Here is a 16,950-nt window from a genome sequence, read left to right as displayed (position 1 = left end):
AGGCTGGTCACATCAAGGCCAAAGCATTACAATACGCGGCCTGAATTCCTGGCTTTAACTGAGCAATGGCAAGTCGATGACGAAAAAACTCCATATCAAAACCTGGGGCTGTCAGATGAACGAATACGATTCATCAAAGATGGCCGATCTGCTGAACAGCACGCATGGCTATATCCTTACGGATAATCCAAAAGAAGCGGACGTATTGCTGCTCAATACCTGCTCTATCCGTGAAAAAGCCCAGGAAAAAGTATTCCATTTGCTGGGCCGTTGGAAACTCTTAAAGCGCAAGAATCCCGATGTGATTATCGGTGTTGGCGGCTGCGTTGCTTCCCAGGAAGGCAAGCTTATCCGTAGCCGTGCACACTATGTTGATATCGTTTTCGGGCCGCAAACCCTGCATCGCTTACCGGAAATGATCAACAAAGTTCGCGGTAACCGTAGCCCTATTGTTGACGTCAGCTTCCCGGAAATCGAGAAATTTGACCGTCTGCCAGAGCCAAAAGCTGACGGCCCGACCGCTTTCGTTTCTATTATGGAAGGCTGTAATAAATATTGTACTTACTGCGTGGTGCCTTACACCCGTGGTGAAGAAGTTAACCGTCCGTGCGATGACGTTCTGTTTGAAATTGCCCAGCTCGCCGCACAAGGCGTACGTGAAGTTAACTTGCTCGGGCAAAACGTGAATGCTTATCGCGGCCCTTCTTTCGACGGTGGAATTTGCTCTTTCGCAGAGCTACTGCGTCTGGTTGCCGCGATTGACGGTATTGACCGTATTCGTTTTACCACCAGCCACCCGATTGAATTCACTGACGATATCATCGAGGTTTATCGCGATACGCCTGAGCTGGTGAGCTTCCTGCATTTGCCGATTCAGAGTGGTTCTGACCGCGTGTTGAACCTGATGGGCCGTACCCATACCGCGCTGGAATACAAATCAACGATTCGCAAACTGCGTGCAGCCCGTCCTGACATCCAGATTAGCTCCGACTTTATTGTGGGCTTCCCAGGAGAAACCCAGCAGGACTTCGAGCAAACCATGAAAGTGATTGCCGATGTGAATTTTGATGTTAGCTACAGCTTCGTGTTCTCTTCACGCCCAGGTACACCTGCCGCCGATATGGTGGATGACGTGCCAGAAGAAGAGAAGAAACAGCGTCTGTACATCCTGCAAGACCGCATCAACCAACAAGCAATGGAGTTGAGCCGTAATATGGTCGGCACCACTCAACGTGTTCTGGTTGAAGGAACGTCGCGCAGAAACATTATGGAGTTCACCGGGCGTTCCGAACACAACCGTGGGGTTAACTTTGAAGGTACCCCGGATATGGTCGGTAAGTTTGTGGATGTGGAAATTACTGAGGTTGCGACGAACAACTCACTGCGCGGGAAGGTCGTTCGCACTGAAGACCAAATGGGGCTGCGTATTGCGCAATCACCTGCATCGGTTATTGCCCGCACCCGTAAAGAGAATGAAATCGGCGTTGGGATCTATCAGCCTTAGTTCCGCACGGCTTTGCCCGTCGGTTCGCTAACGCCGTGAACCGACGGGCATTTTCATTTGTTGCACTTGCATTCTGAATCAGCCACCCAAATATCCAAAACCAGGCTTGCACCATCTTCACTCGCCGTAAATACTCTTTTTATGGCCTGCTGTATACCCAAGCAACTTCTGGATGCAGGTAGGCGGCAATTCCTTCAACTGGCCCAGAGTGACCCCGAGGATAAGTTTGAATATCGAAACACGTGAAATTACGCTAGAACCCGCAGACAATGCGCGTCTGCTAAGCCTGTGTGGCCCATTTGATGACAACATCAAGCAGCTTGAACGTCGGCTGGGTATCGAGATCAACCGCCGCGACTATCACTTCAAGCTCACGGGCCGCCCAATTCTGGTGAATGCCGCCGCAGATATTCTGCGCAATCTGTACGTTGATACCGCGCCGATGCGTGGGGAAATTCAGGATATAACACCGGAACAAATCCACCTTGCCATTAAAGAGATTCGGGTACTGGAACAGTCCGCCGAAAGCGTTCCAGAGTACGGTAAAGCGGTCAACATCAAGACCAAACGTGGCGTTATCAAACCTCGCACGCCTAACCAGGCGCAGTACATCGCCAATATTTTCGACCACGACATCACGTTTGGTGTCGGCCCTGCAGGAACGGGTAAAACCTATCTTGCTGTTGCTGCGGCAGTTGATGCGCTAGAACGTCAGGATATTCGCCGCATTTTGCTGACCCGCCCTGCGGTAGAAGCCGGTGAAAAACTGGGCTTTCTGCCAGGGGATTTAAGTCAAAAGGTTGATCCTTACTTACGCCCATTATATGACGCGCTGTTTGAGATGCTCGGCTTTGAGCGCGTTGAAAAACTAATCGAACGCAACGTGATTGAAGTCGCCCCGCTCGCTTACATGCGTGGCCGTACGCTCAATGATGCCTTCATCATTCTGGATGAAAGCCAGAACACCACTACCGAGCAGATGAAGATGTTCCTGACGCGCATTGGTTTCAACTCCAAAGCCGTGATTACAGGTGACGTCACCCAAATCGACTTGCCAAAGAATCTGAAATCTGGCCTGCGCCACGCGATTGAAGTGCTGTCAGAAGTCGATGAAATCAGTTTTAACTTCCTTAATAGCGAAGACGTAGTACGCCACCCAGTTGTGGCACGCATTGTGAATGCCTATGAAGCGTGGGAAAACGCGGAACAGGTTCGTAAAGATGAACTCGCGGCTGAACGCAAGCGAGAAGCGATGGCTATCAATGCCGCCGCTCAGGAGAGTAAATGAGTCAGGTGATTTTGGATTTACAGATCGCGTGTGAAGACGCAAGCGGTCTCCCGACGGAAGTACAATTTCAGACTTGGCTCGATGCAGTCATCCCACAATTTCAGGAAGAGTCCGAAGTGACGATTCGCCTGGTGGATGATGCCGAGAGCCACGATCTAAACCTCACTTACCGTGGGAAAGATAAATCCACAAACGTGCTTTCATTCCCGTTTGAAGCCCCGCCAGGCATTGAACTTCCGTTACTGGGCGACTTGATTATTTGTCGTCAGGTTGTGGAACAGGAAGCAAAAGAACAGCAAAAACCGCTGGATGCGCATTGGGCGCATATGGTTATCCACGGTAGCTTGCATCTGCTTGGCTATGATCATATTGAAGATGAAGAAGCCGAAGAGATGGAATCCCTGGAAACAGAGATAATGCTTGCTCTTGGGTATGCTGATCCGTACATTGCCGAGAAAGAGTAGTCTCTGTAGGGATTTACACTGCGGAACAAATACAAGCAGGCAGCGCACCATCGAGCCGCCTGCATATTAAAACGAACAGAGGTAAAAAAACCAAACGCCATGAGCGACGACAACTCACAAAACAGTGACACGCCTGCCAGTAAGAAGGGGTTCTTTTCCCTGATTCTCAACCAGCTATTCCACGGTGAACCTAAAAACCGTGATGATCTGCTGACACTTATTCGTGATTCTGAGCAAAATGACCTGATCGATCAAGATACCCGCGACATGCTCGAAGGCGTTATGGATATCGCCGACCAACGCGTTCGCGACATCATGATCCCTCGCTCTCAAATGGTCACGCTCAAACACAACCAGACGCTGGACGAATGCCTCGATGTGATAATCGAATCCGCACACTCCCGCTTCCCGGTGATCAGTGAAGACAAAGATCATATCGAAGGGATTCTGATGGCCAAGGATCTGCTGCCATTTATGCGCAGTGATACCGAGCCATTTAGCATGGAAAAAGTGTTACGTCAGGCAGTTGTTGTGCCAGAAAGTAAGCGTGTTGATCGCATGCTCAAAGAGTTTCGTCAGCAACGCTACCACATGGCGATTGTGATAGATGAGTTTGGCGGCGTCTCCGGGCTTGTCACCATCGAAGATATTCTCGAACTGATTGTTGGGGAAATTGAAGATGAATACGACGACGAGGAAGACGGCGATTTCCGCCAGCTAAGCCGCCATACCTGGACGGTTCGCGCTCTGGCCTCAATCGAGGATTTCAACGACACCTTTGCAACCCATTTCAATGATGACGAAGTGGATACCATTGGTGGATTAGTCATGCAGGCCTTTGGTCACTTACCTGCCCGTGGCGAAACCATTGAAATTGATGGTTATCAATTTAAAGTCGCGATGGCTGACAGCCGCCGTGTTATTCAGGTTCATGTCAGAATTCCGGACGACTCGCCACAACCGAAACTGGAAGATTAATTCAAAGATGGCTATAGCTCTACTCCTTCAACGCCAGCGCGTACGTTTACTGCTGGCGCTGCTTTTTGGTGCCTGCGGAACGCTGGCTTTCTCCCCCTACGATTTCTGGCCTGCCGCGATTATTTCTCTGGCTGGGCTTCAGGGGCTGACACTTAATAGACGCGCTATTCAGAGCGCCTGGATTGGTTTCTTCTGGGGACTGGGGCTATTTGGCTCAGGCATAAACTGGGTGTATGTCAGTATCGCGCAGTTTGGCGGTATGCCAGGCCCGGTGAATGTCTTTTTAGTGGTGTTACTCGCCGCTTACATGTCTTTGTATACCGGTTTATTTGGTGGTTTCCTCAGCAAGCTTTGCCCAAAAACCACCTGGTGGCGGGTGGCTATTGCCGCTCCAATGCTGTGGCAACTCACCGAGTTTTTACGCGGCTGGGTATTAACGGGCTTCCCGTGGCTACAGTTTGGTTATAGCCAGATTGATGGCCCACTAAAAGGTATTGCCCCGATCCTCGGCGTTGAAAGCGTCACCTTCTTGCTGATGATTATCAGTGGATTGTTAGTGTATGCACTTCACGAGCGAAACTGGCGTCCTGCTGTTATTGCCGCGGCTTTGCTGCTTCTGCCATGGCCATTACGTTCAGTTCAGTGGTATCAGGCTGAGCCGGAGCGCACCGTTGATGTCGCGATGGTTCAGGGTGATATCCCGCAATCCCTTAAATGGGACGAAAACCAGTTGCTGAATACGCTGAAGATTTATCTCGATAAAACTCAGCCGCAGATGGGGAAATCCCAACTGATTATCTGGCCTGAATCGGCGATCCCTGACCTTGAGATAAACCAGCAGCAATTCCTGACCATGATGGACGATTTGATGCGCTCTAAGCACAGCTCGTTGATTACCGGTATTGTTGACGCGCGATTAAATAAACAAAACCGCTACGACACCTATAACAGTATTATCACGCTCGGCGCTGGCAATCAGTACAGCTACAACAGCACTGATCGATACAACAAGAATCACCTGGTGCCGTTTGGTGAGTTTGTGCCTCTGGAGTCCATCCTGCGCCCACTGGCACCGTTCTTTGATTTACCCATGTCGTCATTCAGCCGTGGTCCGTATTTGCAGCCACAGCTCTCATCCAACGGTATTAAGCTCACGCCCGCTATCTGCTATGAGATTATCCTTGGTGAACAAGTGCGCGATAACTTCCGCCCCGACACCGACTTCCTGCTGACTATTTCAAACGACGCGTGGTTCGGTAAATCGATTGGCCCGTGGCAGCACTTCCAGATGGCGAGAATGCGTTCGCTTGAGCTAGGCCGCCCACTGTTGCGCAGTACCAACAATGGCATCACCGCCGTGATTAATGCTAATGGCGACATTGATGCAATGATCCCGCAGTTTACTCGCGAAGTCCTGGAAACGAAGGTCACACCCACGCGCGGCATCACACCTTACGCCCGTTTTGGTCATTGGCCGCTGTGGTTTGCCACACTGGTATTTGGATTCGCTTCTGTATTGCTGGCGCTGCGCAGCCGCCGCAAACCCTGATTTTACCTCGCCTAACCAGGCCAGCGATTGCTCAATCGCCGTGAGTTTAAGAACGAGATATCCGGGGTGACCACCGCGTTGGGTGTCCCTCCGGGAACCCAACGCGGTGTTTCCCCTCATTCATTGGCTTAAGTGAACGGTGTTAAGCGATTGCTGGCCTTTTTAATTTCTGGCACAACCTTTGCAATCATTTACTCCTCAGAAACAAATAAAATGCTGAGCCTAAACCCTATGGGTAGCAGGAAGCATTGAGCTGCACCAAAAAATGACATATTGAGCACCAAATCGGTGCAATGAGGTTTTTTTGCCTTTAAACGGTGCGGCATGGTTCGCAAAAATAAACATTTGGTTAGCAAAATCTTTACATTCAGCTAGGTTAAATGTTAACAAAAGACCAAGAATTGAACTTATTCAGTTACACACAACAAAAAAACAACACACACATCAGGTATCAATGCCGTATGGCATTAAGAAAAGGAGTTGGTAATGCAATTACGTAAACTAGCCTCAGCTTTGTTGGTTATGGGTTTAGGCGCGGGTATTGCTCACGCCGAAGATGCTAAACCTGCAGCTCAGCAAAGTACTCTTGATAAGATTGCCGCTAATGGCGTTATTGTTGTCGGTCACCGCGAATCTTCCGTTCCCTTCTCTTACTACGATAACCAACAAAAAGTCGTGGGCTATTCACAGGATTATTCCAACGCTATCGTTGAAGCTGTGAAAAAGAAACTCAATAAACCTGACCTGCAAGTTAAGTTGATTCCTATTACGTCTCAGAACCGTATTCCATTGCTGCAAAACGGAACTTTCGATTTTGAGTGTGGTTCAACAACCAACAACCTGGAGCGCCAAAAACAAGCATCGTTCTCCAACACAATCTTCGTGGTGGGTACGCGTTTACTGGTTAAGAAAGGCGGTGAGATTAAAGACTTTGCCGACCTGAAAGGTAAAGCGGTCGTTGTGACTTCTGGCACCACTTCTGAAGTTCTGCTGAACAAGCTGAATGAAGAGAAGAAAATGGATATGCGCATCATCAGCGCCAAAGACCACGGTGACTCGTTCCGCACCCTGGAAAGTGGTCGTGCCGTTGCCTTTATGATGGATGATGCCCTGCTGGCCGGTGAACGTGCTAAAGCAAAGAAACAGGATAACTGGGAAATCGTTGGCACTCCGCAGTCCCGCGAAGCGTACGGCTGTATGCTGCGTAAAGACGATGCTGAATTTAAAAAGTTAGTGGATGACACCATCGCTCAGACGCAAACATCGGGTACTGCCGCCAAGTGGTTCGACAAGTGGTTCATGAACCCAATTCCACCGAAAAATATCAATATGAACTTCGTTCTGTCTAACGACATGAAAGCCCTGTTCAAAGAACCTAACGATAAAGCACTGAACTAATCATACCCGTTAGCATTCGAGTTGCAGGTAGGTGGCCAAGGAGCTTATCCCGATGAGCTTACTTAAGTAAATGAGTCGGATAAGTGAGTGCAGCCAACACCCTGGCAGCTTGAAGGATGACGGTTATAGAACTAGGGGCCGGGATGACCCAGCCCTCTCGATTGGCGAACCGAAGCTCGGACAGACTATGCGTTGGATGGCCGTTCCCCATCCGACGTGAAAGTACTCAATAAATCTCAGGCAACGACCTGAAATCTGGGTACAAGCTTCTCATCAATCTTCGAGGGTAGCGCTAACGCTACCCTCATTTTTTTCTCGGAGTGCGTTATGTCTATTGACTGGAACTGGGGAATATTTCTACAGCCCGCCCCGTTCGGCAACACAACTTATTTGGGCTGGATTTGGAATGGCTTCCAGGTCACCGTCGCCCTGTCCATCTGCGCATGGATAATCGCCTTCTTTGTCGGCTCACTGTTCGGCATTTTGCGTACCGTTCCTAATAAATGGCTTTCGGGCATTGGCACGCTCTATGTCGAGTTATTCCGTAATGTGCCGCTTATCGTGCAGTTTTTTACCTGGTACTTAGTGGTGCCGGAATTACTGCCCCCCGATCTCGGCATGTGGTTTAAATCCGAACTTGACCCGAATATACAGTTCTTCCTGTCGTCGATGATTTGCCTCGGCCTGTTTACCGCCGCTCGCGTCTGCGAACAGGTTCGTGCGGCTATTCAATCATTACCTCGCGGGCAGCAAAATGCCGCGCTAGCGATGGGGCTCACATTGCCGCAAGCGTATCGTTATGTACTTTTGCCAAACGCCTATCGCGTGATTGTGCCGCCAATGACATCTGAGATGATGAACCTGGTGAAAAACTCGGCGATCGCGTCAACCATTGGCTTGGTCGATATGGCGGCCCAGGCAGGAAAACTGCTGGACTATTCTGCTCACGCCTACGAATCATTCACCGCCATCACGCTTGCTTATGTACTGATTAACGCCGTAATTATGCTAGTGATGTATGTGGTTGAACGTAAAATTCGCCTGCCTGGCAACATGGGAGGCAAATAATGTACGATTTTGACTGGACTTCGATTCTGCCCGCCATGCCTTACCTGATCCAGGGATTGATTATCACCCTGAAAATCACGGTTACTGCGGTTATATTCGGTATTGTGTGGGGAACCTTGCTCGCCGTCATGCGTCTGTCGCCAATCAAGCCCATTGCCTGGTTTGCAAGCGCCTACGTCAACGTTTTCCGTTCAATTCCGCTGGTCATGGTGCTGCTGTGGTTCTATCTGGTAGTACCCGGTTTCTTACAAAGAGTGTTAGGACTTTCACCCCAGACGGACATTCGCCTGATTTCGGCGATAGTCGCGTTCTCGATGTTTGAAGCCGCCTACTATTCCGAGATCATTCGTGCCGGTATCCAGAGCATTTCACGCGGGCAATCCTATGCGGCTCTTGCGCTCGGGATGACGCACTGGCAGTCGATGAAATTGATTATCCTGCCACAAGCATTCCGTGCGATGGTCCCACTGCTGTTAACCCAGGGCATCGTATTATTCCAGGATACTTCGCTGGTGTATGTTTTGAGCCTGGCTGACTTCTTCCGTACCGCGACAACCATTGGTGAACGTGACGGAACCCAGGTGGAGATGATTCTCTTTGCCGGTCTGGTATATTTCGCAATCAGTCTTAGTGCCTCGCTGTTGGTCACATACTTGAAGAAAAGGACAGTGTCATGATTTCCCTGAAAAATGTTTCTAAATGGTATGGTCACTTTCAGGTGCTAACCGACTGCTCAACAGAAGTGAATAAAGGTGAAGTGGTGGTGGTTTGTGGGCCATCCGGCTCCGGTAAATCAACACTGATTAAAACCGTAAACGGTCTGGAGCCCGTGCAAAAAGGCGAGATTGTTGTCAACGGTACGCAAGTGAACAACAAGAAAACCAATCTGGCTGAATTGCGCTCTCACGTCGGAATGGTATTCCAACACTTTGAGCTTTTCCCGCATCTGTCAATTATTGAGAACCTGACGCTGGCACAAGTTAAAGTGCTCAAACGCAACCCGGAAGAGTCGCGTAAAAAAGGGCTTAAATTGCTTGAGCGCGTTGGGCTAACTGCGCATGCAGATAAGTTTCCGGCGCAGCTTTCCGGTGGCCAGCAGCAGCGTGTCGCCATTGCGCGCGCGTTGTGTATGGATCCGGTGGCAATGCTGTTTGACGAACCCACCTCAGCACTTGATCCTGAAATGATCAACGAAGTGCTGGACGTGATGGTCGAGCTGGCAAACGAAGGGATGACCATGATGGTAGTCACGCATGAAATGGGCTTTGCTCGTAAAGTGGCAAACCGCGTTATTTTCATGGATGAAGGGAAGATTGTCGAAGATTCGAACAAAGAGGACTTCTTCAACAATCCACAGTCTGAGCGTGCGAAAGACTTCCTGGCAAAAATCCTGCACTAATCGTAGAAATGCCTGCACACCCTTTTGAGATTGTGCAGGCATGACTACCGGCATGTTTACTTCATGGTTTCTTTCATCAGCACGGTAACTTTTTCCATCGTCGCCCCAGCCTCTTTCACGCCTTTGTTCTCTTGTTCTTTGACCCACTTTTCCTGCACTTGCTGGTAATGGGTGGTGGTTTCCCAATGAGCGACTTCATCAGAACTTAGCTGGCGGATTTGCACGCCATTTTTACTTAATTCACTCACCATCGTGCCAAAACTGCTGTCCATTACCGAACCCAGAGTTTGATAAGCTTTGATTGCAGCTCGCTGAATCGCCTGTTTATCCTCGGCGGCAAGCTTGTCCCAGGTATTTTTATTCATCACCAGCGGATAAACGTGCCCAAGCCACAGGTCTTTAGAGATTAAAACATGAGACGCTGTTTTATGGACGTTGAGTTCATAGCCACTGTCCACGTTGACCATTAACCCATCCAGGCTTCCAGCTTTAAGCGCAGCATAAATCCCTTCACCCCACGGCATAGAAATGGGCGTCGCTCCGGTGTTTTTCAAGAAATCCTGATGCCAGAAACTTGCCGAACGCCACTTCGTCCCTTTGATATCACTTAATGTATCCAAGGGTTTGGTACTGAAAAATGCCACGGGATAGCCGGTCGCGAGGAAAATATTCACTACATTTTGCTTTGCTAACTCAACCTGGAATTCAGGTATGGTGTCATACGCCTTGCGGAAGAACTCAACCTGTTTATCGCCCGTTGGCCCGACTGGGAAGCTTTTGAAAATCTGCTGCAACGGGAATTCTTTCGCCGTGTATTCAGGTACCACGATTGCCATATCAGCAACCTTCCCTTCTTTTACGACAGCCAAAGCATCATAGCTACGCGCCAGTTCGCTGTTCCAGTGAGAGTCAACTTTCAGCCGGCCGTGCGACTCCTTCTCAATTTCAGCAAAGAAGACGTTCTTGATGAAGCGGGTACGCATCCCGCCCAGTGGTTCATGGTCGCTATATTTCAGGATTTGAGCTGCCGATACCGTGGCGGGCATCAGCAGCGCGGTGAGGAAGACAGCCAGCATTGTTCTGGCCACAGGGGTTCGTTGCATTGCGGTTCCTTCGCGTCGTGAAAATTAAGGTTCAAATGGTCTACGGCTGAATTGGTTATGCCCACATTTCGGGCAAACAGGCAGTAGCTCCGGGGTATAAATTGCCAGATGGAAATGGCAATTCTCACAAACCAGGTTCCCAAGCCCAACCACTTCACCACTATGATAAACTCCGTGATGGTTGAGGTCCTGGAAAACTTCACGCCATTCCAACTGTGTTTTGTCGGTGATGTCCGCCAGCTCCTGCCAGAGACTCTCCTTAATGACGCGCATGAAAACACTGTCGGTAAATGCGTTCTGACTTTCGTTATAGCTACGAGCAAACTCTTCCAAATCACGGCGGACTGCGCGTGTGACTTCTTCAACTTCGGTCCGGGTCAACTCCCCGGTTTCGTTCATGCGTTTGCGTGCACTGTCGACGAGTTCGTCAATATCACGCTCTCCACTGCGTAACCGCTCGGTGAGTGAGGCCACCAGTTCACGGTAAAATTGAGCAACCTTGTTCATCGTCTGCTTGCCTCCTTGAAGAGTTTGCTGCATTCAGGTTGATGTAACCTACTCTAAATAGTAGACCTTAATCGGCGACCTCTTTGTTAGTTTGCCCACATGCCGCGTAAATAACTGCAAATGAGAAATGGACACGGCAACTGTTGAAAGGCTGTTTTGCGACACTCTTATCGGCTATGCTATGCCGATCTGAAATTAATAGTTAAAGCTACAACCTGTAGCTGTCTTTCATCACAGGACCACTGGCTGCCATGCAAGAGCAATATCGCCCGGAAGAGATAGAATCCAACGTACAGCTTCACTGGCAAGAGAAGCGTACTTTTGAAGTAACCGAAGACGAAGGCAAAGAGAAGTATTACTGCCTCTCGATGCTACCCTATCCTTCTGGCCGACTACACATGGGCCACGTTCGTAACTACACCATCGGTGACGTTATCGCGCGTTATCAGCGCATGCTGGGCAAAAATGTTCTTCAGCCGATCGGCTGGGATGCGTTCGGTCTGCCCGCTGAAGGAGCGGCGGTAAAAAATAACACCGCACCTGCGCCGTGGACTTACGACAATATCAACTACATGAAGAACCAGCTCAAAACGCTGGGCTTTGGCTATGACTGGAGCCGCGAGCTGGCGACCTGTACCCCAGAATACTACCGTTGGGAACAGCAGTTCTTCACTCAGCTGTACACCAAAGGTCTGGTTTACAAAAAGACTTCTGCGGTCAACTGGTGTCCGAATGACCAGACTGTTCTGGCAAACGAACAGGTCATTGACGGTTGCTGCTGGCGTTGTGATTCCAAAGTTGAGCGTAAAGAGATCCCACAGTGGTTTATCAAAATCACCGCTTACGCTGACGAACTGTTGAATGATCTGGATACGCTGGACCATTGGCCTGAACAGGTCAAAACCATGCAGCGTAACTGGATTGGCCGTTCAGAAGGTGTAGAGATCACTTTTGACGTTGAAAACAGTGCTGAGAAACTGACGGTTTACACCACTCGCCCGGACACCTTTATGGGTGTGACTTATCTGGCGGTTGCAGCAGGTCACCCAATCGCACAACAAGCGGCGGTGAACAATCCTGAACTGCTTGAATTCATTGATGAGTGCCGTAATACCAAAGTTGCTGAAGCTGAAATGGCAACTATGGAGAAAAAAGGCGTTGCCACTGGTGTTAACGCTATTCACCCACTGACTGGCGAATCTGTCCCGGTTTGGGTGGCAAACTTTGTGTTGATGGAATACGGCACCGGTGCGGTAATGGCGGTTCCTGGCCACGATCAACGTGACTGGGAATTTGCGACGAAATACGGTCTGCAAATCAAACCTGTGATTCTGAATGCCGATGGTAGCGAGCCAGATTTGTCAGCAGCAGCGATGACCGAGAAAGGCGCGCTGTTTAACTCAGGCGAGTTCGACGGTCTGGACTTCCAGAATGCGTTTAACGCGATTGCCGACAAACTGGCAGCAAAAGGTGTAGGCGAGCGCAAAGTTAACTATCGTCTGCGCGACTGGGGGGTTTCCCGTCAGCGTTACTGGGGTGCGCCAATTCCTATGGTCACTCTGGAAGATGGTACTGTGATGCCAACCCCAGAAGACCAACTGCCGGTTATCCTGCCAGAAGATGTGGTCATGGACGGTATCACCAGCCCAATTAAAGCCAATCCTGAGTGGGCAAAAACCACCGTTAATGGCATGCCTGCGCTGCGTGAAACTGACACCTTCGACACCTTCATGGAATCGTCCTGGTACTACGCGCGTTACACCTGCCCGCAGTACGACAAAGGGATGCTGGACTCCAAAGCAGCTAACTACTGGTTGCCGGTTGATATTTACATTGGTGGTATTGAACACGCCATCATGCACCTGCTTTACTTCCGCTTCTTCCACAAACTGATGCGCGATGCAGGCATGGTGACCTCTAACGAGCCTGCCAAACAGCTGCTGTGTCAAGGTATGGTTCTGGCGGACGCGTTCTATTACACCGGTGTTAACGGTGAGCGTAACTGGGTTTCCCCTGCTGAAGCGATTGTAGAACGTGACGAGAAAGGCCGTATTATCAAAGCCTGCGACGCACAGGGCAATGAACTGGTCTATGCTGGCATGAGCAAAATGTCGAAGTCGAAAAACAACGGCATTGACCCGCAAGTGATGGTTGAACGTTACGGCGCAGACACCGTTCGCTTGTTTATGATGTTTGCTTCTCCTGCCGATATGACGCTGGAATGGCAGGAATCAGGCGTTGAAGGGGCAAACCGCTTCCTGAAACGTGTCTGGAGACTGGCCTACGAGCACACCAGCCGCGGTGCAGCACCTGAGCTTGATATCGCAGCACTGAGCGAAGATCAAAAAGCATTACGTCGTGATGTTCACAAAACCATCGCGAAAGTGACCGATGATATTGGTCGTCGTCAGACCTTTAACACCGCGATCGCTGCCATCATGGAATTGATGAACAAACTGGCGAAAGCACCGCAGGATGGCTTGCAAGACCGCGCTCTGTTGAACGAAGCGCTGTTAGCCGTGGTTCGTATGCTTTATCCGTTCACCCCGCACGCTTGCTTCGATATGTGGCAGTCTCTGGGCGGTGAAGGTGATGTCGACAACGCGCCATGGCCACAGGCTGATGAATCGGCGATGGTTGAAGACTCACTGCTGGTTGTGGTGCAAGTGAACGGTAAAGTGCGTGGCAAAATCATTGTTCCAGCTGATGCGACGCAAGAACAAGTGCAAGAACGCGCAGGTCAGGAACATCTGGTTGCGAAATATCTTGAGGGTGTGACCGTACGTAAAGTGATTTACGTTCCGGGCAAACTGCTCAACCTGGTTGTGGGCTAAGCGCAGGAGGAACCGTGCGACATCCCTTTATCACCTTGTTAGTTACTTTGGCGGTGCTTGTCACCGCTGGGTGTGGTTTTCGCCTACATGGCACCACACAAGTTCCGAATCAAATGAAAACGTTGATCCTGAACTCTGGTGATCCAAACGGCCCGTTGGCGCGTGAAGTTCGCTCTCAGTTGCGTCTGAACGGCGTCACGCTCGTGGAGGATACCGGTACGGGTGTTCGCAAGGATATTCCTTCCCTTCGTTTGTTGGGTAGTTCCAGGGCCGAGGATACCGCATCCATCTTCCAGGATGGGCGTACAGCGGAGTATCAAATGGTCATGACGGTTTCAGCACAACTGTTGGTTCCAGGCGAGGATATCTACCCAATCAATGTCAAAGTGTATAAATCCTACTTTGATAACCCACTGACGGCACTGGCAAAAGATGCCGAGAAAGATTTGCTGGTCAAAGAGATGTACGTTTCTGCCGCACAACAACTTATTCGTAAGCTGATGACGGTACATGCGGCTGAAATTGAAGACGCTAAAGCTAAAGAAGCCGAGAAACCGGTGACTGGCACGACGACGACTCCAGCAACATCAACAAGCCGTACGTCGACCACGCTATCGGCCACGTCTGGCAGCCAATGATTCGGTTGTACCCTGAACAACTTCGCGCGCAGCTCAGTGACGGGCTGCGCGCGGCGTATTTGTTACTCGGAAACGATCCGCTATTACTTCAGGAAAGCCAGGATACGATTCGCCAGACGGCGAGCACCCAGGGCTTTGAAGAACATCACACCGTTCAGATTGACACCAGTACCGACTGGCAAGATCTGTTCTCAATTTGCCAGGCGTTAAGCCTGTTCGCCAGCCGCCAGACTCTCCTGCTACTGTTGCCAGAAAATGGGCCAAATGCTGCCATCAATGCGCAGTTCGAAACGTTGGTGTCTCTGCTGCACGACGATATTCTGCTGTTGGTGCGGGGTAACAAATTCACCAAAGCGCAGGAAAATGCTGCATGGCTAGGAAAACTAGCCGATCGCAGTGTCATTGTGACTTGCCAGACGCCAGAGCAAGCTCAACTGCCGCGCTGGGTTGCACAACGTGCGAAGCAGATGAACCTGACGCTTGATGACGCAGCTAATCAGCTGCTGTGTTATTGCTACGAAGGCAACTTGTTGGCGCTATCGCAAGCGCTGGAGCGCTTATCGCTAATATGGCCAGATGGCAAGCTTACGCTGCCTCGGGTCGAGCAAGCGGTTAACGATGCGGCGCACTTCACCCCTTTCCATTGGGTTGATGCGATTTTGGCGGGCAAAAGTAAACGCGCATTGCATATCCTTCAACAGTTAAGGCTGGAGGCCAGCGAACCGGTTATTTTACTGCGTACGCTGCAACGCGAATTGCTACAACTGGTAAACCTCAAACGCCAGTCAGAAAACACCCCGCTGCGGACTTTATTTGACCAGCAACGCGTGTGGCAAAATCGCCGTGCCCTGGTGACTGACGCGCTTAATCGCTTATCTGCAGACCAGCTTTATCAGGCGGTTCGTTTGCTTAGCCAAATCGAACTGACGCTCAAGCAAGATTATGGGCAATCGGTATGGGCTGAGCTGGAAGGGCTTTCGCTGCTGCTGTGTCATAAAGCCCTGCCGGAAATTTTCACTCATGGCTAACAGTACATCGCGTTTAACGGCCCTGTATGGCGGGACATTCGATCCCATTCATTATGGGCATTTAAAACCGGTCGAAGCGTTAGCAAAACAAGTGGCATTGCAACACGTCACCATCATGCCAAATAACGTACCGCCGCATCGTCCCCAGCCACTGGCGAATAGCCAACAACGCAGAGCGATGGTCGAACTCGCCATCGCGCAAAAACCACTGTTTCATCTGGATGACCGCGAACTGCAACGTGAAACTCCGTCGTACACCGTTGAGACGCTGGAGCAGTTGCGAACAGAAATCGGTACTACGCAGCCGTTGGCATTTATCATTGGCCAGGATTCTTTGCTGAACTTGCAACGCTGGCACCGCTGGGAAACGCTGCTGACTTTATGCCATCTCTTGGTTTGCCAGCGCCCGGGATACTCTTTGACGATGAATACCCCTGCGGAACAACAATGGCTTGATGCCCACCAGACGTCGTCAGTTGAGCAACTTCATGCGCAGCCTGCGGGTAAAATATACCTCGCACAAACACCGTTATATGACATTTCGGCAACCGAAATTCGCCAACGTTTAGAACAGCATCTGCCTTGCGATGACCTGATCCCCCCGGCCGTGGCTGAATTTATTCGCCAGCACCAACTTTATTGCTAATCACTCGCCGCAACGCATCCAGTAATTTGTCGTTATCCGTCGGGCTTTTGATTGCCACCCGATAATAACGCGCATCAAGCCCTGGATAATTGGCACAATGGCGAATCAAGATGTTCTCTTTCAACAACGCCTTTTGTAACTCCAGATCCGCGATGTCACAGCGCAGGAAAATATAGTTCGCGCGCGGCGGCCAAACCGTTACTCCTGTCAATGCGTTCAGACTATTAAAAAGCCGGGGTTGTTCGGTATTGTACCAACGGTAACTCGCCTCGATATACTCACGGTCATTCAGGATAACCTCTCCGGCAAGAGCCGCAAACGCGTTAATCGTCCAGGGTTCCCGGTGTTCGCGAATGCGCCCAACAGTCGCTGTATCGGCGCTGACCAAATAACCCAGGCGCAATCCGGCAATAGCAAAAAACTTGGTCAGGGAGCGCAAAACATAAATATTGGGGAAGCTCGAAAGCTGAGGAATCAAGCCCGGCTCAGTGGGGATAAAATCGAGAAAAGCTTCATCCACTATTAAGGAAATACCGTTCTCGAGAC

16 protein-coding genes are annotated in these 16,950 nt (G+C 50.3%); 13 read left to right on the top strand and 3 right to left on the bottom strand.

Features of this window, described 5'->3' with window-relative positions; genetic code table 11:
• Positions 1–76: 76 nt before the first annotated feature.
• From miaB to VJY99_RS15845, 9 genes are all read left to right on the top strand, one after another.
• Positions 77–1,504, top strand: a complete 1,428-nt coding sequence (gene miaB / locus VJY99_RS15885; protein WP_324120165.1) for a tRNA (N6-isopentenyl adenosine(37)-C2)-methylthiotransferase MiaB — start codon at positions 77–79, stop codon at positions 1,502–1,504.
• 226 nt (positions 1,505–1,730) lie between these two features.
• Positions 1,731–2,792 (top strand): PhoH family protein, encoded by a 1,062-nt coding sequence (locus tag VJY99_RS15880; protein ID WP_324120163.1) that lies wholly within the window; start codon positions 1,731–1,733, stop codon positions 2,790–2,792.
• The gene (ybeY, locus tag VJY99_RS15875) at positions 2,789–3,256 is read left to right on the top strand and encodes an rRNA maturation RNase YbeY (protein ID WP_324120161.1); all 468 of its coding nucleotides are present in this window, start codon (positions 2,789–2,791) and stop codon (positions 3,254–3,256) included. Before VJY99_RS15880 ends, ybeY begins: the two co-directional genes overlap by 4 nt.
• Positions 3,257–3,355: 99 nt before the next feature.
• Positions 3,356–4,234, top strand: a complete 879-nt coding sequence (gene corC, locus VJY99_RS15870) for a CNNM family magnesium/cobalt transport protein CorC (protein WP_034494022.1) — start codon at positions 3,356–3,358, stop codon at positions 4,232–4,234.
• 7 nt (positions 4,235–4,241) lie between these two features.
• A complete protein-coding gene (gene lnt / locus VJY99_RS15865; protein ID WP_324120159.1) occupies positions 4,242–5,783 on the top strand; it encodes an apolipoprotein N-acyltransferase in 1,542 nt (513 codons plus the stop codon).
• Between the two features lie 486 nt (positions 5,784–6,269).
• Complete coding sequence (locus VJY99_RS15860) at positions 6,270–7,181, top strand: amino acid ABC transporter substrate-binding protein (RefSeq protein ID WP_324120157.1); 912 nt, start codon at positions 6,270–6,272, stop codon at positions 7,179–7,181.
• Between the two features lie 327 nt (positions 7,182–7,508).
• Positions 7,509–8,249: an amino acid ABC transporter permease gene (locus tag VJY99_RS15855; protein WP_324120155.1), complete on the top strand. Its 741-nt coding sequence runs from the start codon at positions 7,509–7,511 to the stop codon at positions 8,247–8,249.
• Positions 8,249–8,926 (top strand): glutamate/aspartate ABC transporter permease GltK, encoded by a 678-nt coding sequence (gltK, locus tag VJY99_RS15850; protein WP_324120153.1) that lies wholly within the window; start codon positions 8,249–8,251, stop codon positions 8,924–8,926. Before VJY99_RS15855 ends, gltK begins: the two co-directional genes overlap by 1 nt.
• On the top strand, positions 8,923–9,648 hold the full coding sequence (locus VJY99_RS15845) for an amino acid ABC transporter ATP-binding protein (protein ID WP_324120151.1): 726 nt from the start codon (positions 8,923–8,925) through the stop codon (positions 9,646–9,648). The genes gltK and VJY99_RS15845 overlap by 4 nt, the downstream gene beginning before the upstream one ends.
• Before the next feature lie 56 nt (positions 9,649–9,704).
• Here the strand turns inward: VJY99_RS15845 and dctP are convergent, their stop codons facing one another.
• Both dctP and VJY99_RS15835 read right to left on the bottom strand, forming a co-directional pair.
• Positions 9,705–10,751, bottom strand: coding sequence for a TRAP transporter substrate-binding protein DctP (dctP, locus tag VJY99_RS15840; RefSeq protein ID WP_324120149.1), 1,047 nt, complete (start codon positions 10,749–10,751; stop codon positions 9,705–9,707).
• 24 nt (positions 10,752–10,775) lie between these two features.
• Positions 10,776–11,258 (bottom strand): zinc ribbon-containing protein, encoded by a 483-nt coding sequence (locus VJY99_RS15835; protein WP_324120147.1) that lies wholly within the window; start codon positions 11,256–11,258, stop codon positions 10,776–10,778.
• Between the two features lie 251 nt (positions 11,259–11,509).
• Between VJY99_RS15835 and leuS the strand changes: the two genes are divergently transcribed.
• Genes leuS through nadD form a run of 4 tightly spaced genes read left to right on the top strand, consistent with a single transcriptional unit; the run spans position 11,510 to position 16,404 of the window.
• Positions 11,510–14,092 (top strand): leucine--tRNA ligase, encoded by a 2,583-nt coding sequence (leuS, locus tag VJY99_RS15830; protein ID WP_324120145.1) that lies wholly within the window; start codon positions 11,510–11,512, stop codon positions 14,090–14,092.
• A 14-nt stretch (positions 14,093–14,106) separates the two neighbouring features.
• Positions 14,107–14,730: an LPS assembly lipoprotein LptE gene (gene lptE, locus VJY99_RS15825; RefSeq protein ID WP_324120143.1), complete on the top strand. Its 624-nt coding sequence runs from the start codon at positions 14,107–14,109 to the stop codon at positions 14,728–14,730.
• Positions 14,727–15,758 (top strand): DNA polymerase III subunit delta, encoded by a 1,032-nt coding sequence (holA, locus tag VJY99_RS15820; RefSeq protein ID WP_324120141.1) that lies wholly within the window; start codon positions 14,727–14,729, stop codon positions 15,756–15,758. The genes lptE and holA overlap by 4 nt, the downstream gene beginning before the upstream one ends.
• A complete protein-coding gene (gene nadD, locus VJY99_RS15815) occupies positions 15,751–16,404 on the top strand; it encodes a nicotinate-nucleotide adenylyltransferase (protein WP_324120139.1) in 654 nt (217 codons plus the stop codon). Before holA ends, nadD begins: the two co-directional genes overlap by 8 nt.
• Here the strand turns inward: nadD and VJY99_RS15810 are convergent.
• Positions 16,376–16,950, bottom strand: a 575-nt coding sequence (locus VJY99_RS15810; RefSeq protein ID WP_324120137.1) for an aminotransferase class I/II-fold pyridoxal phosphate-dependent enzyme, incomplete at its 5' end; no start/stop codon positions are given. The genes nadD and VJY99_RS15810 overlap by 29 nt on opposite strands.

This window comes from Buttiauxella sp., assembly GCF_035271705.1.
GTDB lineage: Bacteria > Pseudomonadota > Gammaproteobacteria > Enterobacterales > Enterobacteriaceae > Buttiauxella.
Note: the sequence above shows the minus strand (reverse complement) of the source record. Positions and strands in the feature narration are given on the sequence as shown.